This is a genomic window from Pseudoalteromonas agarivorans (assembly GCF_024518735.1).
GTDB classification, from domain to species: domain Bacteria; phylum Pseudomonadota; class Gammaproteobacteria; order Enterobacterales; family Alteromonadaceae; genus Pseudoalteromonas; species Pseudoalteromonas atlantica.
The window spans coordinates 166,267-188,019 of the sequence record NZ_JANIGJ010000001.1 but is presented as its reverse complement, the minus strand read 5'-3'; the positions used below and the strand labels follow the sequence as shown (position 1 = coordinate 188,019).

General features: G+C 41.3%; 20 protein-coding genes and 1 riboswitch. Of the genes, 7 read left to right on the top strand and 13 right to left on the bottom strand.

Translation table 11 applies throughout. From position 1 onward, the window contains the following. Positions 1-178 precede the first annotated feature (178 nt). The 3 genes from NQT65_RS00830 (at position 179) to NQT65_RS00820 (ending at position 4,266) form a co-directional block, all read left to right on the top strand. Positions 179-1,975 (top strand): SulP family inorganic anion transporter, encoded by a 1,797-nt coding sequence (locus NQT65_RS00830; protein ID WP_256850255.1) that lies wholly within the window; start codon positions 179-181, stop codon positions 1,973-1,975. A gap of 337 nt (positions 1,976-2,312) precedes the next feature. Then, positions 2,313-3,269 (top strand): alpha/beta hydrolase, encoded by a 957-nt coding sequence (locus NQT65_RS00825; protein WP_256850254.1) that lies wholly within the window; start codon positions 2,313-2,315, stop codon positions 3,267-3,269. A gap of 106 nt (positions 3,270-3,375) precedes the next feature. After that, positions 3,376-4,266 carry a dienelactone hydrolase family protein gene (locus NQT65_RS00820; protein ID WP_126007467.1) on the top strand — a complete coding sequence of 297 codons (891 nt, stop codon included), beginning with the start codon at positions 3,376-3,378 and terminating at the stop codon, positions 4,264-4,266. A 46-nt stretch (positions 4,267-4,312) separates the two neighbouring features. On the opposite strand, the gene NQT65_RS00815 is transcribed toward NQT65_RS00820, so the two are convergent. The 3 genes from NQT65_RS00815 to NQT65_RS00805 form a co-directional block, all read right to left on the bottom strand. Continuing rightward, positions 4,313-4,477: a hypothetical protein gene (locus NQT65_RS00815; protein WP_232510967.1), complete on the bottom strand. Its 165-nt coding sequence runs from the start codon at positions 4,475-4,477 to the stop codon at positions 4,313-4,315. Positions 4,478-4,660: 183 nt separating this feature from the next. Then, positions 4,661-4,819 (bottom strand): VOC family protein, encoded by a 159-nt coding sequence (locus NQT65_RS00810; protein ID WP_256850253.1) that lies wholly within the window; start codon positions 4,817-4,819, stop codon positions 4,661-4,663. Between the two features lie 13 nt (positions 4,820-4,832). After that, on the bottom strand, positions 4,833-5,768 hold the full coding sequence (locus tag NQT65_RS00805) for a LysR family transcriptional regulator (RefSeq protein ID WP_054983125.1): 936 nt from the start codon (positions 5,766-5,768) through the stop codon (positions 4,833-4,835). Positions 5,769-6,224: 456 nt separating this feature from the next. Between NQT65_RS00805 and NQT65_RS00800 the strand changes: the two genes are divergently transcribed. The 4 genes from NQT65_RS00800 to NQT65_RS00785 all read left to right on the top strand — a co-directional run bounded on the left by NQT65_RS00800 (position 6,225) and on the right by NQT65_RS00785 (position 9,455). Then, positions 6,225-7,331: an L-dopachrome tautomerase-related protein gene (locus tag NQT65_RS00800; RefSeq protein ID WP_054983124.1), complete on the top strand. Its 1,107-nt coding sequence runs from the start codon at positions 6,225-6,227 to the stop codon at positions 7,329-7,331. A 52-nt stretch (positions 7,332-7,383) separates the two neighbouring features. Continuing rightward, a complete protein-coding gene (locus tag NQT65_RS00795; protein WP_126007473.1) occupies positions 7,384-7,938 on the top strand; it encodes a thioredoxin family protein in 555 nt (184 codons plus the stop codon). Next, positions 7,935-8,726: a glycine betaine ABC transporter substrate-binding protein gene (locus tag NQT65_RS00790; RefSeq protein ID WP_256850252.1), complete on the top strand. Its 792-nt coding sequence runs from the start codon at positions 7,935-7,937 to the stop codon at positions 8,724-8,726. The genes NQT65_RS00795 and NQT65_RS00790 overlap by 4 nt, the downstream gene beginning before the upstream one ends. Positions 8,727-8,801: 75 nt before the next feature. Continuing rightward, positions 8,802-9,455 carry a nitroreductase family protein gene (locus tag NQT65_RS00785; RefSeq protein ID WP_054983121.1) on the top strand — a complete coding sequence of 218 codons (654 nt, stop codon included), beginning with the start codon at positions 8,802-8,804 and terminating at the stop codon, positions 9,453-9,455. A gap of 62 nt (positions 9,456-9,517) precedes the next feature. On the opposite strand, the gene NQT65_RS00780 is transcribed toward NQT65_RS00785, so the two are convergent. The 10 genes from NQT65_RS00780 to dapB form a co-directional block, all read right to left on the bottom strand. Continuing rightward, positions 9,518-10,102 (bottom strand): class I SAM-dependent methyltransferase, encoded by a 585-nt coding sequence (locus NQT65_RS00780; protein ID WP_256850251.1) that lies wholly within the window; start codon positions 10,100-10,102, stop codon positions 9,518-9,520. Between the two features lie 264 nt (positions 10,103-10,366). Then, positions 10,367-10,999 carry a glutaredoxin 2 gene (gene grxB, locus NQT65_RS00775; RefSeq protein ID WP_054983119.1) on the bottom strand — a complete coding sequence of 211 codons (633 nt, stop codon included), beginning with the start codon at positions 10,997-10,999 and terminating at the stop codon, positions 10,367-10,369. A 178-nt stretch (positions 11,000-11,177) separates the two neighbouring features. Continuing rightward, a complete protein-coding gene (locus NQT65_RS00770) occupies positions 11,178-12,311 on the bottom strand; it encodes an L-dopachrome tautomerase-related protein (RefSeq protein WP_029774289.1) in 1,134 nt (377 codons plus the stop codon). 8 nt (positions 12,312-12,319) lie between these two features. After that, the gene (locus NQT65_RS00765; protein ID WP_256850250.1) at positions 12,320-12,811 is read right to left on the bottom strand and encodes a cupin domain-containing protein; all 492 of its coding nucleotides are present in this window, start codon (positions 12,809-12,811) and stop codon (positions 12,320-12,322) included. Between the two features lie 189 nt (positions 12,812-13,000). Beyond that, positions 13,001-13,654, bottom strand: a complete 654-nt coding sequence (gene ribB, locus NQT65_RS00760; protein WP_004588090.1) for a 3,4-dihydroxy-2-butanone-4-phosphate synthase — start codon at positions 13,652-13,654, stop codon at positions 13,001-13,003. Between the two features lie 224 nt (positions 13,655-13,878). Then, positions 13,879-14,060, bottom strand: a riboswitch (FMN riboswitch). Positions 14,061-14,126: 66 nt separating this feature from the next. After that, a complete protein-coding gene (locus tag NQT65_RS00755; protein WP_256850249.1) occupies positions 14,127-15,185 on the bottom strand; it encodes a S66 family peptidase in 1,059 nt (352 codons plus the stop codon). A gap of 354 nt (positions 15,186-15,539) precedes the next feature. Next, positions 15,540-16,016, bottom strand: coding sequence for a transcription elongation factor GreA (gene greA / locus NQT65_RS00750; protein ID WP_004588092.1), 477 nt, complete (start codon positions 16,014-16,016; stop codon positions 15,540-15,542). 46 nt (positions 16,017-16,062) lie between these two features. Continuing rightward, on the bottom strand, positions 16,063-19,281 hold the full coding sequence (gene carB, locus NQT65_RS00745; protein ID WP_024033384.1) for a carbamoyl-phosphate synthase large subunit: 3,219 nt from the start codon (positions 19,279-19,281) through the stop codon (positions 16,063-16,065). A 16-nt stretch (positions 19,282-19,297) separates the two neighbouring features. Further along, the gene (carA, locus tag NQT65_RS00740) at positions 19,298-20,434 is read right to left on the bottom strand and encodes a glutamine-hydrolyzing carbamoyl-phosphate synthase small subunit (protein WP_004588094.1); all 1,137 of its coding nucleotides are present in this window, start codon (positions 20,432-20,434) and stop codon (positions 19,298-19,300) included. Positions 20,435-20,798: 364 nt separating this feature from the next. After that, positions 20,799-21,596: a 4-hydroxy-tetrahydrodipicolinate reductase gene (gene dapB / locus NQT65_RS00735; RefSeq protein ID WP_138685009.1), complete on the bottom strand. Its 798-nt coding sequence runs from the start codon at positions 21,594-21,596 to the stop codon at positions 20,799-20,801. Positions 21,597-21,753: the final 157 nt, after the last annotated feature.

Sequence of the window (21,753 nt, the reverse complement as noted above, 5' to 3'; positions counted from 1 at the left end):
CGCTAACGCATTATAATTTTATTGCTTAGCATTAAGCTCACACCGCAATGGTTTTGAGCCGCTTGTCAGTTAAGTGCCCTCCACTTAGCTCTAATAATTAATTTAAAACACCTAAACATACTGCTATCCGCTTAAAGCGCTATGGCATCTAGTTTATTTATGCACCCTAAGGAACCCTATGTTTGATTTAATAAGCAAACGCAGCGCTAATTTAAAAAATGATGTATTAGCCGGCTTAACCGCTGTGCTTACGCTCATTCCCGAAGCTGTTGCGTTTACCTTTGTAGCGGGAATTGACCCAATGATGGGGCTTTATGGCTCGTTTTTTGTTGGCTTTATTACCGCCGTGTTTGGCGGCCGCCCTGGTATGATTTCGGGTGCTGCTGGCTCTATGGCTGTAGTCACCACCGCCTTTATTATTATGTTTGGGCTGGAGTACTTGCTGGCCGCCGTGGTATTAACCGGTGTGCTGCAAGTTGTGTTTGGCGCTTTTAAAATGGGCAAATTTATTAGGCTGTTACCTCACCCTGTAATGCTTGGCTTTGTAAATGGCTTAGCTATTGTGATTGGTATGGCGCAATTTGGCCAATTTAAAGAAAACGTTCGCGTAGTTTACGATAAGCAACACGATATGTTTACCTACGCAGGCGATTGGATGCAACTAACCAGCCCAGCTATGCTTACCATGATGGGGCTAATTGCGTTAACCATGGCAATTGTATATTTTTTACCGCGCTATACTAAAGCAATTCCTGCCCCTCTTGCTGCAATAGCAGTATGTACAGCGCTGGTCACCTTTACGCCACTTGAGTCAAAACTTGTTAGCGATGTTGTGCACACGCAGCGTACTTCAATGATTGAAAAAGAGATCATTACTGAAAACTTTGCAGCTATAAAAAATCAAGTACCTCATGGGCAATACAGCGAAGTGGCGCAAAATATTGCGCTTGAGCGCCCAACCGATGCGCAAATTACGGCTAAATGGCAAGAAAACGAAGCGCAAAAAGTAGCTGAGGGCTTAAAAGAAACCATCGACCCACTTGATGGCAGTTTAAAAGGTGCATTACCGAGTTTTCACTTTCCGCAAATTAGTTGGGATTTAACCAATAGCGACTCGCTCGATGCGCTTATTACCGTGCTCATGCTTGCGCTTATTTTGTCATCTGTGGGGCTAATAGAAACCCTTATGACGCTTTCGCTTATTGATGAAATAACACAAACCCGCGGGCAAGGTAATCGTGAGTCGGTAGCGCAAGGCTCGGGCAATATTTTAAGCGGTTTATTTGGTGGCATGTGTGGCTGCGCCATGATTGGCCAAAGCATGGTCTGTTTAAACTCAGGCGGCCGGGGGCGTGCAGCAGGTATTGCTACCGCTTTATTTATGCTGGTATTTATTTTGTTTTTTCCAAGCTTAATTGAAATGATACCGGTGGCATCTTTAATTGGCGTTATGTTTATGGTGGTTATTGCTACGTTTGAGTGGTCATCTTTGCGCTTATTTGGCCGTGTTCCAAAGTCTGAAATATTTATCATTATTGTGGTATCTACCGTTACCGTATTGCTCGATTTAGCCGTAGCCGTAGGCATAGGTATTGTTATTTCTGCCTTGGTTTATGCATGGAACTCTGCAAAAGAAATCCGTATTCAATGTAGTGATGAATCGCAAAGCGAAAAAACCTACCAAGTAACGGGTAATCTATTTTTTGGCTCAATAACCTCGTTTAAAGAAGGGTTTAATCCACATAACGACCCACAAAAAGTGTGTATAGATTTTGCCAATGCCAGAGTGTGCGACCAATCAGGTATTGAAGCCATACATGGTTTAAGTGAGCGTTATAAAGCATTAGATAAAACGTTGTATTTGCGCCATTTGAGCCCAGAGTCTGCCAAGTTATTACAAAAAGCCGGTGATTTAGTTGAGGTTAACATTGTTGAAGACCCTAAATACCCTGTAGCCAACGACGCTATGGCGTAACACATCTCTTAGGTAACTCACTAAAAAAGCTCGGAATTTCCTGAGCTTTTTATTTTTAAGTCAATTGTTTAAATTATTTTAAGCTGGTAAGTTAGGCACGTATATGGACCCCCACATAAAAGGATGTAACTATGCCACTTGTACAACTTATTCTATTTATTGTTTTTGCTGTGTTAACCACACTTGGTTTAAAAAGAATAACCGTAACTTAATGCTATTTGGCTTCATTGCTATATCGTTCACATTTGTAGGGCTCGACTTTTTGATAGGCGAAGATGAAAGGAAGTCAGGCATTAATTAATCAAAAAATTTTAGCTTGAAAATTAAAGGGACTTTAATGCGCTTATACATACTGATTATTTCTTTAGTTATTTTTTTAAGCGGGTGCCAGAGCTATATTGCTTATCAAATAACTAAGCCTCCGCAGAAAGTTATCCCTAAAGAATTTGAGAGCTCTATCGCTTTATCTGGAGTACAAACCCATTACTGTAGCAGCGAAGTAGATTGTCTTGATTTTAGGTTTATCTCACCTAAGGATATCGAAAGCTACCTACTCGATGGTAATACACTTTCGTTAAGTTTGATTGTTGGAGGAAGCACTGAAGATGAGGTTTTTGAATACCAACTTACTTCAGATAATTTACCAAACAACCATAATAGCGGGCTTTTAATCATCTTTCCGGGGTATGGCGTAGACAGCTTGATTTACACCATGCAAGCAAGATGGCTTAGCCATGGTACTGGAAAAAATGTGATAGTGATGCCTGCAAGTAATCAATACGAGAAGTTTAGATTTGGTTTAAACTCGCTTGATGTGCTAGTCAATTATGTAAATAAAGAAAACTACACTGATATTTCCTTAATTAGTTACTCAATGGGCGCAATTGCGGGAGTTGAGTTGGCATCTAAGCTGAACATTAGTAAGCATATACTTTATGCCCCAATGATTAATTTTGAGGCCGCACTAACCACAATTGCTAACTTATCACACCCTATTTATAGCAAACTATTAGGCGATGATTATTTAAATGAAGTCGCGGCTAAGATAATTGAAAAAAGTGAAGTACCTCTTACTAAACTCGACATATTAAATAATCTAAATAAGACCCCGCATGCTAGGCAAACTTACATATTTTCAAGTAATGCAGACAAAGTGAGTCCATATAATAGGTTGCTTACACTTAACAACTCAAAAGTGAGCATGTATGAGGTAAAAGATTTAAATCACATTGAAATGGTTTCTTTAATTTCCACACAACAAAGGAATGTGCTCCTTTCCTTGCTTGATGGATAACTTTGCCAACATTCCTAATAATTGAGAAAAATATTGCTCGTTTTTTATCCCTAATACGTTATGGTATTTAAATAATAAATATACATAATAAAGTTAAGGAGCAGCCATGAATACCCCGCAATCAGATCATATCCCGCAAGAAGCCTTTGATTGGTACGACGAATACGCCCACGGTTTAATGGACAGACGTACATTTATGAAAAAACTTGGCGGTTTAGCTGCACTTGGTTTTTCAATGAGCGTACTAACCAGTGCTCTGTTACCTAATTATGCGTTTGCAGAGCAAGTATCATTTAATGATGATGATATTAAAGCCACCTACGAAGAATTTGATTCGCCAAACGGGCATGGTAAAGGCAAAGGCTACTTAGCAGTACCTAGCAAAATTGAAGGTAAACTGCCGGTTGTATTAGTTATTCACGAAAACCGTGGTTTAAACCCATATATTAAAGATGTAGCCAGGCGCTTAGCCAAAAAAGGCTTTATTGCCTTTGCACCCGACGCACTCTTTGCGCTTGGTGGCTACCCGGGCAATGACGATGAAGGCCGCGCCATGCAAAAAACCATGGACAGAGCTAAAATTCAAAACGATTTTGTAGCTGGGGCTCACTTTTTAAAAAATCATTCTAATAGTAACGGCAAACTGGGAGCTGTAGGCTTTTGTTTTGGTGGTTATATTGTTAATTACTTAGCGGCGGTTGAGAGTGGCTTACTGAGCGCGGGCGTGCCTTTTTATGGCACACCTGCCAGTGAGTCACTGCACAAAAATATAAAAGCGCCTTTAATGATTCAATTAGGTGAGCTTGATAAACGCGTTAACGCTACATGGCCTGATTATGAAAAAAGCTTAAAAGCTAACAATGTTGAGTACATTATGCACATGTACGAAGGCGCTAATCATGGTTTCCATAACGACTCTACTGGGCGTTATGATGAGCAAAAAGCAGAACTTGCTTGGCAGCGTACCTTAGCGTTTTTTAATGAAAAACTAAGTTAACAATAAGGTAATGCCACCAGCTTGAAATGGGTGGCATTTTTTTTAGTTAATTGAGCTCTGTAATGTGTAAAAGCTCACCAGATGGTCCCCATAAATAAATCACTTTACCCCACGGCTCTTGTTTTATCCCTTCAAAGCGAATATCAAAGTGAGTTAACTTACTAATGGTGTTAAAGGCTTCGTTTATGTTTAATACGCACACTTGCAGCATTAAATTTTCAGCAAATTCTTGGTTGTAGTAACGATTAATACCAATCGACTTAAATATTTAATCATTCTAGCGTGCTAAATAGAGCGCTAACAGCGTTATAAATTTCTTATGTAGAACAACTACATGACGATATTTATGCCTTGTTATCACGCTATTTAACTGTCGCTATAAATGCCTAATAACTTAACACGATTGGTATAAAAACAAACTACATTCACCTGATGTTGCTATGCTTAAATCAGCTGATGCAGGCTCAATAGTAAAGCCAAGCGCCTGATAAAAGTCGCACGATTGCTGATAATTTGTACACGGCACAAACACTCTAATATCATCAACTTGCATTATCAGTCCTTCATTAGCCAAGCACGCTTTTATCAATAATCCCTTTTGCAATAAGGGCTTTTAAAATACCGGCGCTTTTTTCTCTAAAGGCATCGCGAAGTAAGCGCACTGCCGGAGTGATTGACTGCCTACTTGGGCACACCAACCAAAGCTCTGTAGGCGTGGGTTTAAAGTTTGGCATAACACTTATGACATTACCGGCAAGTAAGTCATTAGACATATCTAAGCACGATTTAACCGCCAGCCCCTTGCCCGACACACACCAGCGCCTTACTAAATCGCCATCGTTAGCCGCATGGCCACCGTGCAATTTTACTTTAAACTCTTCGCTTGCATCGCTAAATACCCATACATCTTTAATTATATCTTGCAGTTGATAAAACAGCCCTTTATGTTCAGTTAAATCATGTGGATGAGCAGGCGTGCCATGTGTATCAAGGTAGCTTTGTGCTGCGCATAAAATACGCGGTACGTCGCAGATTTTAAAACCGTACATGCTGGCATCGTTAGGTTTACCATAACGCAGTGCAATGTCGACCGAGTCACGATAAAAGTCGATATTACTGTCGCTTATATTGGCGCGCAAGCTGAGCTGAGTGTGGGTTTGCATGAACTCGTCAAGCCAGGGGATCACAATGTTGCGCCCTAAATCAGAAGAAAGCGCAATACGCAGCTCGCCATCAATTATATCGTCATCGCTTTTAAGTGTATTTTTGGCTTGTTCAAGCATTGCCATTGCTTGCTGGCATTGCGGAATGTAACGCTCGCCAGCTGCAGAAAGCCTTAAATGGCGAGTGGTGCGTATAAATAGTTCAAAACCTAAAGCCTGCTCTACCCTTTTAACAGCAGCACTTGCTGTGGCGGTGCGCATATCTAAATTTGATGCTGCAGCAGTAATACTTTTAAACTCTGCCACTTTTAAAATTACCTGTAAGTCTTCTAAAAGCATTGTGTATTAATCCATTATCAACTTAATAATTTAATTATTATTTTTGGCAAAATTAAGCGCTTTAGGTTTGCTTACAGTGTATTGAGCAATCAAAAAGTAATTTATTGTCTATTTATATTTGACAATGCTTATCTATTGCGCGGTTTATCAATATAAAGGCTAATATTACACTGTACCCAACAGCTAGTCACTAACCACTATTTATTAAATTAGGACAATCTTTAGGGCGTTTATTAGTAAACCCAGCTTTTGGGCATTAATAGTATGTTTAAAAAGCAAATTTGTTTAAAGCGAGCGCTCACCCTTTTAATTAACTAATATTATTTGATAAATATTCAATTATTACCCTGTTTATTACATAAAAACTCTCACCTATTATTCACCTCATCGCAAGCGAAGTCATTTAGGCTATTAAAATCGCTTTACTCTATTTTTTAGCATAACGGGTATCACAGTATGAAACGATTAAAAACCACCTTAGCAATAGCAACCCTGTCATTAGCCGCAAGTGCTTTTTCAAGCGCCTATGCAGCAGACGTTGGCCCCCTTGAAACGGTGACTACTTTTAATAAATATCGCGGCGCAGGTATAACTATAACACCTGCAGGGCGAATGATTGTAAGCATGCATCCGCTTGATGCACCAAAAACGCGAGTAGTTGAAATTATGGCAAACGGTGCTCAACAACCTTTCCCTAGCGAAGATTGGGCTGACGGCCCCGAGCTTGGCAAAGTAGGCCTTGCAGCCGTAATTGGCGTACATAGCGACAGCAAAGGTGTGGTGTGGATTTTAGACATGGGCAGCGAGCAAGTAGCTCCAAAACTAATTGCTTGGGACAGCGTTGCCAATACCTTAGTTAATACCATTGAATTAAATAAAGACGCTGTACTTGATAACTCGTTTTTACAAGACTTTGTTATTGATGAACGTAACGACAAAATTTACATTGCCGATATGTCTTTTGGTAACTTTATGGGCGCTACTAAACCTGCGTTTATTGTTGTTGATTTAAAAACCGGCGAATCAACGCGTGTACTTGAGGGCAATGCTAAGCTAATGCCAGAGGAGCGCGATATTGTCATCGAAGCCTCTCCTGTTGCGTCTAAATCAGCAAAAGGTGAAACAACAAACCTACGTTTTGGTTTAAACCCAATTACTATTGATGATAAAAACGAATGGGTATACTTTGGCGCATTTACAGGCACTAGCGTGTATCGCATTCCAGCAAAAACACTTGCTAATAGTACGTATTCAGATGCTAAAAAAGCAAAAAGCATTGAAGTGTTTGGCCCTAAAAACCCAAGCGATGGCATGACCTACGCGCCAGGCGGCGGTATTTTAGTAACCGACCTTGAAAACAATGCCATTGGCTTAACGACTAAAGGCCACTACGAAATAATTGTTCAAGACAAACGATTATCATGGCCTGATAGCCTAGCAGTGAGCAATGGTTGGATTTATGTAACACAAGATCAGCTCCACCAGCACCCTGCATTTAGCCAAGGCTTTGGTAATGCAAAACCACCTTACGTATTAACGCGTTTTCGCTTTAATCAAAAATAATTAATTATTTTTATAAGCCAGCCATACCCGCTGGCTTTTTAGGAGTTAAGTTATGCTTCTCGACACCCCTATTTGTGACTTTGGCTGGCAAGCGCCCAACTTTACGTTAAAAACCCCGCAAGGCGAGCCTTTTACCTTAGCCGACAACCTAGGCGAAAACGCCTTGTTAATCGTTTTTATTTGTAACCATTGCCCTTATGTGCAACGTATTGCAAGGCGCTTAAGCGAAGATACCGCGTTATTAATAAACGAAGGTATAAATGTGTTAGCTATTATGTCGAACGACTATAAAAGCGTCCCTGCTGACTCCCCAGCTAATATGGAAAAATTTGCTAAGCAGCACGGCTTTTTGTTTCCCTACCTTGTTGATGAAAACCAACGCGTAGGCAAACAGTATGGCGCGGTTTGCACGCCTGATTTTTTTGGTTTCAATAAACATGGGGCACTGCAATACCGTGGCCGCTTAGACGATGCAAAAATGAATAACGATGCACATCGCACTCCTGAGTTAGTTAATGCCATGCGCCAAATTGCGGCCACAGGCAAAGGTCCTGAGCAGCAAACACCCAGCATGGGCTGCTCTATAAAATGGAGTAATTCATTATGAGTACAGTACATTTAAAATTGGGCGTAACCGATTTATCGTTTCACCATGTTACGGCCTCTTTAGTGAGCCATGTTTTAACTGATATGGGCTTTACCGTTGAGCGCATTTATGCGCCGCATCAAGATAACTTTAAAAACCTTAAATCTGGTGAAGTAGATTTACTCGCCTCAGCATGGCTGCCTTCAAGCCACGGTATTTATAAAGCCGATGTTGAACAAGTTATGCCACTCGTTGAGCTTGGCTTACATTATGAGCCTTATGCACACTGGGGCGTACCAGATTACGTACCGCAAAGTGCAGTGAACGAAATTAGTGATTTGATAAAGCCAAATGTGCTTTCAAAAATGCAAAAAACAATTCAAGGCATTAATGCCGGTGCCGGTATTACCCGTTTTTCTATTAATATGATGAAAGAATATGGGCTGACGAGCGCAGGGTATGAGTTTTTAACCGGCACAGAGCATGACTGTTTTAGCGCGTTTGAAAACGCCGTCGCCACCCAAACCTGGTACGTAGTGCCGTTATGGAAGCCACAATTTTTGCATTACAAGCACACAATACGTGAGCTTAAAGAACCACAAGGGTTACTTGGCGTTGTTGATAGAGCTGTTTTACTCCTACGTGAAGATAAACAAGCGCTGTTTAACCAAGCACAGTTAAACACCCTTGATAAATTACGCTTTTCAAATGAGATCATTGCCGAGCTTGACTATAAAGTATGCAAAAACTTACAACCACTCGATGACGTAACGCGTAATTGGCTTAATAACAATCCAATTAAAAAGTAATTTGTGCTTTGTTTTTTTTAAAAAGGCTCAATATAGACACTACTTGGCTAAAATAGCCACTTAACGGAGATAACCATGACCCATCCAATTATTAATGATTTAGAAAAACGTTATACAACTAAACGCTACACAACCAAGCGTATTCCTCAAGATGATCTAGATGTAATTTACGAAGCTATGCGTCTTTCTCCTTCATCTATTAACTCGCAGCCGTGGAAATTTATTGTTATTGAATCAGACGAAGCTAAAGAGCGTATGCACTCTACGTTTGCTAATAAATTTCAATTTAATCAGCCGCATATTAAAACTGCATCGCACGTTATTTTATTTGCTTACAACCCTAAATATAAACGTGATGACTACGCACAAGTCATTGATGCAGACATTAAAAATGGCCGTACTCAAAGTGAAAACCGCGAACAAGCATTTGGTGCGTTTGCTTTTGTTGATATGAATACCGATGAGCAAGGCAACAATGCAATGTGGACCAAAGCGCAAACTTACATTGCCCTGGGCAACACAATGCACGCCGCAGCACGCTTAGGCGTTGATTCAACACCTATGGAAGGTGTAGATGCACAGCTTATTGGTGAAGTGTTTGAACAAGAGCTCGATGGCTATATTTGTGATGTAGCATTGGTACTTGGCTACCACGATGACACTGAAGATTATAACGCTAAGTTACCTAAATCTCGCTTAGCAAAAGAGCAAGTTATTCAGGTTTTATAAAAACCTATTAAAAAAGCTTAGCGCTAATGAGTGCTAATGAGTGCTAAGCTTTTATATTCATTTTATTTTTTAGCAATAGCTTGCAGTACCGACGCTAAACCTGTGTGGTATGTGCCTTCAAACACTTCTCGCTTTAGCTCTTCTAAATGTATAAAGCTAAGCTCGGTTAAGTCATCTTGTAAATCGCTTTTTGAGGTTTTAGTATCGACACTTGGGCCGCCTCCGGTATTATAATTTACTTGCTCAGGCGTATAGGCCTCAAGTAAAAACACCCCGCCTGGCTTTAAACCTTTAACAGCGCGCTTATATACCGCTGAACGCACGGCACTTGGTAAAGGGCAATAAATAGACACTACTGCATCCCATTTTTCTTTTCCAAAATCAAACTTCGCTAAATCGGCGTGTACAAGCTCAATGTTTACGTTGTGCTCTTTGGCAAGCTTTGCCGCTTTTTCAAGCCCTACTTTTGAGCCATCAACCGCGGTAACGCTGTAACCCATTTTTGCTAAAAATACCGCATTTCGCCCCTCACCTTCGGCTAAGCTAATAACATTACCTTTAGGTAATTGCTTATAGTGCTCGGCTAAAAAATCGTTTGGCTGTTTGCCATAAGCGTATTGCTGAGTGTTATACCTTTCATCCCACATAATAGCTCCTGGTATTATTTTGCGTATTCATAGCGTTGAATAAGCCTGCTTAATAATTCCACTAATAATATGTAGTGTAAATAGGTAACTAATTTTTTAATGTTATTAATATACTACGCAGCCATGCTCACGCACACTGCTAAGTGCTGGATTAAAAGGGGTGATTTTCAGAGCTAAATAAAAAAAGCCAGTGACGAGGTCACCGGCCAAAAGAAGGCAATACGAAGGGAGTCGTACTGGCTGTTAAAACTTTTTCAGTATTCGCTATCTTAATAACGGCACATGAGATTCTAATGCCTGATAGTTCATCCATTGGTTTAATTGCTCTGGCCAGGTAATGGTTGGCTCGCAATATAAACCGCGTAATATAGAAAAATAAATAGCGCTATCAAGCAAGCTTAATGACGTTTTACCATTATTAATATTGAGCTGTTTTTCGGTGCCAATTAAAAATTCATTTACTTGTAAAACGATCTCAGGAGTTGATGCTATTAGGTTTACAAAGTTAAGCTCTGTTGATTGCTTGTTATCTTCCCACGCTATGCGGCTAGATTCTGTTTTAAACTCTTTTAAATCAAGTAATGGCCAGCGCGGCAAACCAATTTGCAATAAAGGCGCAAACGAGCCACCTTGCCACTCAATAGCCCCTTGCGTTGGCTTGTTTGATTCGCTAGAGCCAGCAAGTTCAATAAACAGGCTAATAATTTCGTTACTTTCACCCATAACAGTGCCGTCATCTTTTTCAAGAATAGGTACCATTTTTTTACCAATTAGTTTTGTTGGTGTTTCAGTGTCGTCGTAATCAAGTACAACGTCATCAAGCTTAATGCCTAATTTACCTGCTACATATTTAACACGCGCACAAAAAGGACAATGAGAGTAACTGTATAGTTTCATAATTAATTAAAGCCTAAAGCGGGTTAAGTACCTATGCCCGTAAGATACCCAAATAGTCAGCGCAGAAAAACCGCATTTAGGTTGAAACTTTATCTTGTAAAAATTGATAATCACGCTTTAAAAAGTAAATAAAATAAAAAAACACGCCATAAAGGCGTGCTTAATTTACACATTATAGTTAGCGCCCTATTACACCCTCAGCTAAAGGTTTAAATCTAAATATATAATAAGGTGCTTTATTTTGAGCATTGCCGTTATTAAGTTGTGCCGAAAGCGGCAATTGCGCAGCGCCGGTGTACATGTAACCCTCTGGTCCAATGCTTACACCATCAGGCCAAATCATGTTTTTATCGTACGTGTAATCACGGTACGTACGTGTTTTGGCATCAATAACGCCCACAGTACGCTCACCCACTATGGTTAAATATAAATTATCATCAGCATCAATACTTAAACCACCGTTTACTGGTTTTTGTGCGTATTGCTCTACACGTTCGCCTAGTTGTTTATCGGTTAATTGCTCGTTAGCAATGTCGGCCATTTTAATACGGTAAACATACTTTTTATTAAGCGGAGCAAAGTAAAGCCATTGCTGCGCGTTATCAAGCACAATGCCATCGGCCCCAATAAAGGCATTAAGTTGCTTTTGGTTATCAGTCCCTTCATCAATCATTATTGGCATTGTGTAATCGGGTAATGCACTTTCGTGACCTTGCAGTACTCGCCGGCTCTTACCTGTTTTAGTATTAACGATAATAAGGGCGGCTTGCTTGCCATTTCCGCCATCTGCAATACCTTCATCAGCGATCACCAATGTATTGTATTTGCTCGATATAGCTAAATCATTAAGTTGAGATTGAGCAACCGATATAGGGCTAGGTAAATAAATAATTTTATTAAGCTTATTGTTTAGCGCATCCCATGCTATCAGCTTTGGCGTAATACGCGGCTGCGCCTGGCCTGAGTCGAGTATCCAGACATTACCTCTGTCATCAGCCCTTACCCCTAATACCCAATTTAAATAGTTAGCGGGATTTTTTAAGCTGCCATCACTTTTATAAGGGGTTTGCATTTGCGCATTAGGAAATGGCACCACATCACCACTTTTTAAAAGCTCCCCCACTTTTACTTTTGGGTTATAAAAAGGGTGATAACTAAAAATAAAGCGCTTGTTTTGTGTATACGTAATACCGCCCACAGCACCGTCGGTTTGTGCGTAAACCTCAGCGGGTACCGTGTCATTTGCAAAAGCCGAGGCACTTATTAGCAAGGCTATAGCGCTTAGCCCTAATTTAGATTTATTTAAAAACATAATTTGCCCTACTTTTGCTTAATGTAATTAGCTGTGCCGTCTATCCAGTCTTGTCGAGCTGGGGCAAAAAAATCAATATCTACCGTATCTTGGATAAAGTGAAATTCGTGCGGTACATTGGCCGGTATTACCATCATGTCACCCGCTTTCATAAGATATTGTTTACCACCAGAAAACACTTTAGCCTCGCCTGACATGATCCACGTCACTTGTTCATTCGGGTGTTTATGAAGCGGTACTTTGCCGCCTTTTTTAGCCACCCATTTTACAAACGTAGATTGCGTACCATGAAAATATTGACGTGTTAAATATGGACCCATTTGCTCTTTGGGTTGGCTGTCGAGATTAAGTAAAAAAGGGGCGTTGGTAATGTGCTGATTATAACTATCCATTATGCCCATTTGGGGTGCAGGCGTTATTTGCTGTTCAAGTTTACTTTGCGCTGCCCATACGCCACTGCTTGTTAAAGCAGTTGCTAATAAAAGCGTGTTAATTTTCATAGTTTCACCTAAATAATAAACTGTGTGCGGCTGCACTGACTATTTAGGTAAAGTTTACAGGCTGAGGATTTTTGAAAAAGCCGCCTAGGTAAGAAACATTTTCAAATAAAAACGAGTAATTAATTACTTATTACAAAATATAAACCCAGCAATAAAGCTGGGTTTTACTTAGGTAATGCTTAAAAAACCTTAACTGACCTTTAATTCTTGCATTTGTATGTACTGTACTAAGTCTTCAATCGTTACCACTGTCATGCTGTGTTTATTAGCATAATCACTTACCTGTGGTAAACGCGCCATGGTGCCATCAGGATTAGTGAGTTCACAAATAACTCCAAACGGCTTTAAACCAGCCAGCTGCATTAAATCAACAGATGCCTCGGTGTGGCCGCGGCGAACTAAAACCCCACCTGTTTGTGCTTTTAAGCCAAATACATGGCCTGGGCGCGATAAATCACTGGGTTTGGCGTTATCGGCTGTGGCGGCTTTAATCGTTGTTACTCGATCTGCTGCCGATACGCCGGTTGTAACACCGTGTTTAGCCTCTATTGTAACTGTGTAGGCTGTATTATTTTGGCTGGTGTTGTGAGTTACCATTTGCGGTAGCTCGAGCTGCTTAATACGCTCATCGCCCATACACAGGCACACAATACCGCTGCCTTCGCGGATCATTTCCGCCATTTGTTGGGTGGTTAAATGCTCGGCAGAGAAAACAAAATCACCTTCGTTTTCGCGGTTCTCGTCATCAACAACAAGTACGCCTTGGCCTTGCTGCAAAGCAGCGATGGCGTTTTCTACGCGGGTGTGGCTTTCGCCAAATTGGCTAAGTAAAGACTGAATCATTATTATATTCCACATAAAAATAAATAGATTCAGGACACTGAAAGGCATGGCAAAACACACAAACTAAATTGCGCACTTTTTGCCACTAAACAGCTTATACCAATCCGCTTAATTAAGTGATTTATTTTGAGGTTGGAAAAACGTGTCACTCAAAATGATTAAGTATTATTGCGAATTGGTATTAAACACGCAGCTACAGGCCACGTGTTTGCATACGCTACAAGCTATATTCTCTTTCATCCGGACTATAACCGTCGGCTCTGGCATCTCACCAGATCTGCTTGACCTTTATTTAATACATTAAAAAACGATTATTAAATAAAGCGCTCGCGGGCTCGTTTTATTCAAAAGCTAATGAGTAAAACATACCGCCGGTGGGGAATTTCACCCCGCCCTGAGAATGTACCGTGAACTTATCTGTTCACGGCCTGCGCATTATACGCGTGTATTTATATGTTATTCAAAATAAACGTTAAATAAGTTCAGTGTTTAGTGAGGCATTGAGTACGTTACCTTGGTTAATATCGGCCGTGAGTGAGCATTTTGCGCCATTAACTAAGTTTAAGTTTGGCTGCACATGGCCAATATCAGCATCTATTATTACCGGGAATAAGCACCCACCCAATGCCACATCTAGCGCATGGCGGTAATCAAATGCATCGTGATGACTTTGTGTTATTTCGCTGCGCCCTAAAATAAGGCCGTTAATATCATCAAATACACCGGCAAGTTTGAGCGACAGTAAAAATCGTGCCACAGTGGTAGGGGTAAGCTCTGAATTTTCTAGGTATAAAATTAGCCCTTCGTTCGCACTGTGTTTTTTAAAGTCGTGCAATGCTAAAAATGGCGAATCCAGCAATAATCCTACCGTATCAAGGCAGCCGCCAAATAAGCGCCCAGACATCTCTATTGTGCGCTCATCGGTGTAATTTAGGCACTGCCACTGGGTAGGCTCGCTTGGCGCTAGCAGCTCATCGGGGTTTTGTGCGTACTTGGGTTTATTTTTTTGATAATAAGCAGAAGGTCCTTGCTCAAATTTACTTCCCGACTCGTAGGTAATGGTTTCAAAAATTTGTAAGCTGTAGGGGTTTGTTTCATCAGGGTGAAGCTGCATTAGGTTGGCACTATGAAGTGTTGCCCATTGGCACTTAGCCGTAAGTGCACAGGCAATTGTGCTCACATCAGAAAAGCCCACCAGCCATTTAGGTTTGGCCTCTTTTATGGCGTTAAAATCGAGCAGTGGCAAAATTTCCATCGCCAGCTCTCCGCCCATTGGCGGCATAATGGCGGCAACCTCATCATCTAGCAAAAAGCCCATTAATTGCTTGGCATGCGCTTTTGCATCTAATTCATCGCGGGGTTTATTTTGGCGTAAAAACTCCCCTTCTACTACCTCGTAACCACGGTGTTTTAAACCGTCTATCACTCTATCTAATCGTGCATGGTATTTTTCTTTTAAGCCCGACGAAAGCGAGCAAATAGCAATTTTAGAGCCTACTTTTAAAGGCGCTGGATAAAGTATATTAGCCATGAATGTTCCTTTTAATAAAGTGATTCCACTGTGTAAAAGCCGTTATGCATTTACACATTACCTATATGAATGTACCTATATCAACACGCACAGTCTTTATGCAATATGAATAAGCGTAGAGTGTGTTTAGCATTTATGCAGTCACCATTTTATTTATAAATTTTTTAACGGGTAATGGCGCGCGCTTTTTATAGCAATCTACTAATGCCAATCCGTTTAATTAAATAATCTATTTTGAGGGGTGGTGTTATATATGCGGTTTATGAGGGTAAGTTGGCATTAGCTAGTTTTTAGGTATAAAAAAACCGATGCAATTGCATCGGTTTTTGCTTGTACATTACTGTGAGCTAAATATTAAAGATACTCAACGTCAATGATTTCGTACTCAACGTCGCCTTTAGGCGTTTTAATGGTCACAGCATCATCTGTTTGTTTACCAATTAAACCGCGCGCAATCGGTGAGTTAACAGAAATTAAGTTATTTTTAATATCTGCTTCGTCATCACCCACAATACGGTAGGTTACTTCGGCATCTGTTTCTACATTTACAATAGTGACAGTAGTACCAAAAATAACTTTACCTGTATTAGGCATTTTAGTTACGTCAATAATTTGCACATTTGAAAGCTTAGCTTCAATTTCTTGAATACGGCCTTCACAAAAACCCTGTTGCTCACGCGCAGCGTGGTATTCAGCGTTTTCTTTTAAGTCACCATGTTCACGTGCAATCGCAATATCATTTACGATTTTAGGACGGGTAACTGTTTTTAATTCGTTAAGCTCTTCGCGCAGTAACTCTGCGCCACGAACTGTCATCGGAATTGATTGCATACTTTTCTCACTTAACACCAAGGCCTAGTGGCCTTGGTACATTTCCTTAGTTCAATCGCTGGTGTAGCTCTTGAACTGACGTCACTTTACTACGGTCGTCCGCTTGGTTAGCAGTACAGTTAGCAAATGCCGCGTTCAAGGTTGTCGTGTAGTTGGTTTTGTTTTGCAATGCACCACGACGCAACACCTTCGAATCTTCGATCGCTTGGCGACCTTCGGTGGTATTTACGATATAGCTGTACTCTTTATTCTTGATGTTATCAAGAATATGCGGGCGGCCTTCATATACTTTGTTTACACGGCGTACTTCAATACCGGCCTCTTTTAAAGCCTCTGCTGTGCCACCTGTTGCATCAATTTCAAAACCAAGGTCTGTCATGGTTTTAGCAAGTTCTACAACACGAGACTTATCGCTGTTACGTACAGATAGTAACGCGCGACCACCGCGTGGTAAAGTGTTGCTTGCACCTAATTGTGCTTTTGCGAACGCTTCGGCGAAAGTATCGCCAACACCCATCACTTCACCTGTAGAGCGCATCTCTGGGCCACGGATAGGATCCACACCTTGGAACTTAGCAAATGGTAAAACAACTTCTTTAACGCTGTAATACGGTGGAATTACTTCTTTAGTAATGCCTTGGCTTGCTAAAGACTGACCCGCCATACAACGCGCGGCTACTTTTGCAAGTGCAATACCGGTCGCTTTAGATACAAACGGTACAGTACGCGCCGCACGTGGATTCACTTCAATTAAGTACACTTTGCCATCTTTTACAGCAAATTGTGTATTCATTAAGCCTACTACGCCAAGCTCAAGTGCCATATCGGTTACTTGTTTGCGCATAACATCTTGCACTTCTTGTGATAAAGAGTGTGCAGGTAATGAACATGCTGAGTCACCCGAGTGAACACCCGCTTGCTCAATGTGCTCCATTATACCGCCAATAATTACTTGCTCGCCGTCACAAATTGCATCAACGTCCACTTCAATTGCATTATCTAAGAAGTGATCAAGTAGTACTGGCGCTTCATTTGAAGCTTGTACCGCTTCGGTCATGTAACGACGTAAGTCTTGCTCATCGTAAACAATTTCCATTGCACGGCCACCCAGTACGTACGATGGACGCACAACCAGTGGGAAGCCAATTTCACCTGATTTAAGTAATGCTTCTTCAGTTGATGTAACTGTTGCGTTTTCTGGTTGTAGTAAATCAAGACGCTCTACTAACTGTTGGAAACGCTCACGGTCTTCTGCGCGGTCAATCGCATCTGGTGAAGTACCAATTACTGGCACACCATTCGCTTCAAGTTCACGTGCTAGTTTAAGTGGTGTTTGGCCACCGTACTGTACAATCACACCTTTTGGTTTTTCAACACGTACAATTTCTAATACGTCTTCAAGTGTAATTGGCTCAAAGAATAGACGGTCAGAGGTATCGTAATCGGTAGAAACCGTTTCAGGGTTACAGTTAACCATGATGGTCTCATAGCCGTCTTCGCGTAGCGCAAGGGCTGCGTGCACACAACAGTAGTCAAACTCAATGCCTTGGCCGATACGGTTAGGACCGCCGCCAATAACCATGATTTTGTCTTTGTCTGACGGGTTCGCTTCACACTCTTCATCGTACGTTGAGTACATGTAAGCTGTGTCTGAGCTAAATTCGGCAGCACAGGTATCAACACGCTTGTACACAGGTACAATGTTTAACTGATGACGCTTTTTGCGAATTTCGGCTTCAGATACACCAGCAATTTCAGCAATACGTGGGTCGGCGAAGCCTTTACGCTTAAGTTTACGTAAAAACTCTGCATTTAAGCCGGCCATGCCACCTTCAGCGATTTTAGCTTCGTCTTTTAAAATGTCTTCTATTTGTACTAAGTACCAAGGGTCAACTTTGGTAAGTTCAAATACTTCTTCTACGCTCATACCGTGGCGCATTGCATCGGCAATGTACCAAATACGCTCAGCGCCTGGCTCGCGTAGTTCACGGATGATTTTTTCGCGCGCTTTCGGGTCATCAAGTGCCACAATTGGGTTAAAGCCCGTTGCGCCTACTTCAAGACCGCGTAATGCTTTGTGTAACGATTCTTGCTGGTTACGACCAATCGCCATTACTTCGCCCACTGATTTCATTTGCGTTGTTAAGCGGTCGTTCGCGCCAGCAAATTTTTCAAAGTTAAAGCGAGGAATTTTTGTTACTACGTAGTCGATTGATGGCTCAAATGACGCTGGTGTTTTACCACCTGTAATGTCGTTTTGAAGTTCATCTAACGTGTAACCAATTGCTAACTTAGCGGCAATTTTAGCAATAGGGAAACCCGTTGCTTTAGATGCCAGTGCGGATGAGCGAGATACACGTGGGTTCATCTCAATGATAACCATACGGCCATCATCAGGGTTTACACCAAACTGTACGTTTGAACCACCGGTTTCAACACCAATTTCACGCAGTACCGCCATAGAGGCATTACGCATTAATTGGTATTCTTTGTCGGTTAGGGTTTGTGCTGGTGCAACGGTGATTGAATCACCAGTGTGTACACCCATTGGGTCAAAGTTTTCGATAGAACATACAATGATACAGTTGTCTTTTTTGTCGCGAACAACTTCCATTTCATATTCTTTCCAGCCAATCAGTGATTCATCAATCAACAACTCACTTGTTGGTGATAAATCTAGGCCGCGCTCACAGATTTCGTTAAATTCTTCCATGTTGTAAGCCACACCGCCACCGGTTCCGCCCATAGTGAAAGAAGGACGAATAATACACGGAAAACCAATACGTGTTAGCGTATCGTGTGCTTCATCCATAGAGTGAGCAATTTCAGCACGTGGACATTCAAGGCCAATGTTTTTCATGGCTACGTCAAAGCGTTCACGGTTCTCTGCTTTGTCGATTGCATCGGCGGTTGCGCCAATAAGCTCAACGCCGTGTTTAGCCAGTACGCCGTGCTTATCTAAATCAAGTGCACAGTTTAATGCAGTTTGACCACCCATTGTTGGTAGTACTGCATCTGGCTTTTCTTTTTCAATAATTTTTTCTACCACTTCCCAATGAATAGGCTCGATGTACGTTGCATCGGCCATTTCTGGGTCGGTCATGATAGTCGCTGGGTTTGAGTTAACTAATATAACTCTAAAGCCTTCTTCTCTAAGTGCTTTACACGCTTGAGCACCAGAGTAATCAAATTCACAAGCTTGGCCAATTACAATTGGGCCTGCGCCTAAGATAAGAATGCTTTTTAAATCGGTACGTTTTGGCATTATTACTCCAGTTAAATTAGTTATTACGCGCTTGCATCAGGTCGATGAAGTGGTCAAATAATGGGGCTGCATCGTGCGGGCCTGGGCTTGCTTCTGGGTGACCTTGGAAGCTAAACGCTGGCTTATCAGTACGATGAATACCTTGTAGTGTTCCATCAAATAACGATTTGTGCGTGGCACGTAAGTTACTTGGTAGTGTGTCTTCATCGGCAGCAAAACCGTGGTTTTGTGCGGTGATCATTACTACATCGCGGTCTAAGTCTTTTACTGGGTGGTTACCACCGTGGTGGCCAAATTTCATTTTTACTGTTTTAGCACCTGAGGCCAGTGCTAATAATTGATGCCCTAAACAAATACCAAAAATTGGTGTATCGGTTTCTAAAAAGGTTTTAATTGCATCAATAGCGTAAGTACATGGCTCTGGATCGCCAGGACCATTAGATAAGAAGATACCATCTGGGTTTAAAGCAAGTACATCGGCGGCTGAGGTTTGCGCTGGTACAACGGTTAATTTACAACCGCGATCAACTAGCATACGTAAAATATTACGTTTAACACCGAAGTCGTAGGCTACTACATGAAACTTTTCATCATCGCTGCTAAGGGTTTTAAATCCTTGGCCTAATGTCCAGCTTGATTCGCGCCACTCAAAATTTTCCTTGGTTGAGACAACTTTTGCTAAATCCATACCTTTTAAACCTGGGAAGGTTTGCGCGGCTTGTAACGCTTTGTTTTCGTCTAACTCGTCACCGGCAATAATACAGCCGTTTTGTGCGCCTTTGTCGCGCAAAATACGGGTAAGCTTTCTGGTGTCGATGTCCGCAATACCTAAAATATTACGTTGTTTTAAGTAATCATCTAACGATTGCTCGTTACGAAAGTTACTTGCTAGCAGTGGCAAATCACGGATCACTAGGCCTTTAGCCCAAATTTGATTCGCTTCTTCGTCTTCGCTGTTGGTACCCGTATTGCCGATATGTGGGTACGTCAAAGTTACGATTTGTTCCGCGTATGATGGATCAGTCAAAATTTCTTGATAACCAGTCATAGACGTATTGAATACTACTTCACCGACTGACATGCCGTCAGCGCCGATTGCAGTACCGCGAAACACTGTGCCGTCTTCTAGGACTAACAGAGCGGATTTAGTCAAGTTAAACCTCCTAACAGTAAAAAACGGGAGTAAGCAAATGCTTAACACCCCGCCAATACCCAGAGGGATCGTCAAAACCAGATTTTTTTGTGAGCTTAAATTGTTTTACGCAGTCTTAAATGATGCCGATATAAAACGCTAAACCTTCAATCATTTTTCTTGCCTAAAACTCTTTTCATTCCCACTGAAACCCCTGGTTTTACTAGCCACTTGGGTATAATTGGAAACACGCATTTAGTAATTTTTGGCAAATTGGCTGCATTCTACATGAAGATGCTATTTAGGTCTAACGTTATTTAGATAAATACTACAAATAAGTCGTTTTAGGCAAAAATAGACCCAAACAGCTAAAAAAGTAACTAAACTACTTCAGATCTAGCACATCTTGCATATCATAAAGTCCTGCTGGTTTATTTTGTAACCACTGCGCAGCCCTTATAGCTCCTAATGCAAAGGTCATTCGCGAACTTGCTTTATGGGTTAATTCAAGCCTTTCGCCCATAGTTGCGAAATAGGCGGTGTGTTCACCTACTATGTCCCCGCCTCTTAGTACTGAATAGCCAATTTCATTTTGCGATTTTGCGGTTTCTACTTGGCTACGGTCGTATACCGCTACTTCATCGTGATCCCACCCTTTAGCCTGTGCAATAGATTCACCAATGGCTAATGCTGTGCCCGATGGCGCATCTATTTTATGACGATGATGCGCTTCAAAAACTTCTATATCTAGGTCGTCACCAAACTTAGTGGCCGCTGTTTGCACTAGGTTAAGTAGCACATTAACGCCAACGCTGTAGTTACGCGCAAACACAATAGGAATATGTTTAGCAGCATTTTCTAATAATGCCATGTCTTCGCTAGTTAAACCTGTGGTGCCTATAACCATAGGCAGTTTTTTATCGAGCGCTGTTTTTAAGTGATTGCGCATACCTGCAGGTAACGTAAAGTCGATAAGTACATCAACATCAGCAACCTTGCTCTCGTCGCTAAAGCTAATGGCTTTGTCGGCTGCACTGTTTACTTGATTTACATTAATACCCAATAACGATGAGCTGCTGCGAACATACGCACCACCAAGTTGTGTTTGCTCTTTAATTGTCGCGGCTTCTAATAGGGCTAAGCCCATTCTGCCGTTAGCACCAAAAACACCTATTCGATTCATTGTTATTGCCTTAATCTGATTTAGTTGGATCTGTTGTTGCGTACCCTGACTAATTTGCCGACCTAAACTTGCTTTGAGCAATTATTAGCCACATATAATCGCACACCGGTAGATATTATCTAAAAGTCGTGCAATAGTCAGGTAAGCCCTTAATTAA

Excerpts from the sequence above, each read along its gene's own strand:
- NQT65_RS00770 (WP_029774289.1), bottom strand. The coding sequence starts at position 12,311 with ATGTTTTTAAATAAATCTAAATTAGGGCTAAGCGCTATAGCCTTGCTA.
- NQT65_RS00795 (WP_126007473.1), top strand. The coding sequence starts at position 7,384 with ATGCTTCTCGACACCCCTATTTGTGACTTTGGCTGGCAAGCGCCCAAC.
- NQT65_RS00820 (WP_126007467.1), top strand. The coding sequence starts at position 3,376 with ATGAATACCCCGCAATCAGATCATATCCCGCAAGAAGCCTTTGATTGG.
- NQT65_RS00800 (WP_054983124.1), top strand. The coding sequence starts at position 6,225 with ATGAAACGATTAAAAACCACCTTAGCAATAGCAACCCTGTCATTAGCC.
- NQT65_RS00780 (WP_256850251.1), bottom strand. The coding sequence starts at position 10,102 with ATGTGGGATGAAAGGTATAACACTCAGCAATACGCTTATGGCAAACAG.
- NQT65_RS00830 (WP_256850255.1), top strand. The coding sequence starts at position 179 with ATGTTTGATTTAATAAGCAAACGCAGCGCTAATTTAAAAAATGATGTA.
- NQT65_RS00785 (WP_054983121.1), top strand. The coding sequence starts at position 8,802 with ATGACCCATCCAATTATTAATGATTTAGAAAAACGTTATACAACTAAA.
- NQT65_RS00805 (WP_054983125.1), bottom strand. The coding sequence starts at position 5,768 with ATGCTTTTAGAAGACTTACAGGTAATTTTAAAAGTGGCAGAGTTTAAA.
- ribB (WP_004588090.1), bottom strand. The coding sequence starts at position 13,654 with ATGATTCAGTCTTTACTTAGCCAATTTGGCGAAAGCCACACCCGCGTA.
- dapB (WP_138685009.1), bottom strand. The coding sequence starts at position 21,596 with ATGAATCGAATAGGTGTTTTTGGTGCTAACGGCAGAATGGGCTTAGCC.
- greA (WP_004588092.1), bottom strand. The coding sequence starts at position 16,016 with ATGCAATCAATTCCGATGACAGTTCGTGGCGCAGAGTTACTGCGCGAA.
- NQT65_RS00815 (WP_232510967.1), bottom strand. The coding sequence starts at position 4,477 with ATGCTGCAAGTGTGCGTATTAAACATAAACGAAGCCTTTAACACCATT.
- NQT65_RS00790 (WP_256850252.1), top strand. The coding sequence starts at position 7,935 with ATGAGTACAGTACATTTAAAATTGGGCGTAACCGATTTATCGTTTCAC.
- NQT65_RS00810 (WP_256850253.1), bottom strand. The coding sequence starts at position 4,819 with ATGCAAGTTGATGATATTAGAGTGTTTGTGCCGTGTACAAATTATCAG.
- carB (WP_024033384.1), bottom strand. The coding sequence starts at position 19,281 with ATGCCAAAACGTACCGATTTAAAAAGCATTCTTATCTTAGGCGCAGGC.
- NQT65_RS00755 (WP_256850249.1), bottom strand. The coding sequence starts at position 15,185 with ATGGCTAATATACTTTATCCAGCGCCTTTAAAAGTAGGCTCTAAAATT.
- grxB (WP_054983119.1), bottom strand. The coding sequence starts at position 10,999 with ATGAAACTATACAGTTACTCTCATTGTCCTTTTTGTGCGCGTGTTAAA.
- NQT65_RS00765 (WP_256850250.1), bottom strand. The coding sequence starts at position 12,811 with ATGAAAATTAACACGCTTTTATTAGCAACTGCTTTAACAAGCAGTGGC.
- NQT65_RS00825 (WP_256850254.1), top strand. The coding sequence starts at position 2,313 with ATGCGCTTATACATACTGATTATTTCTTTAGTTATTTTTTTAAGCGGG.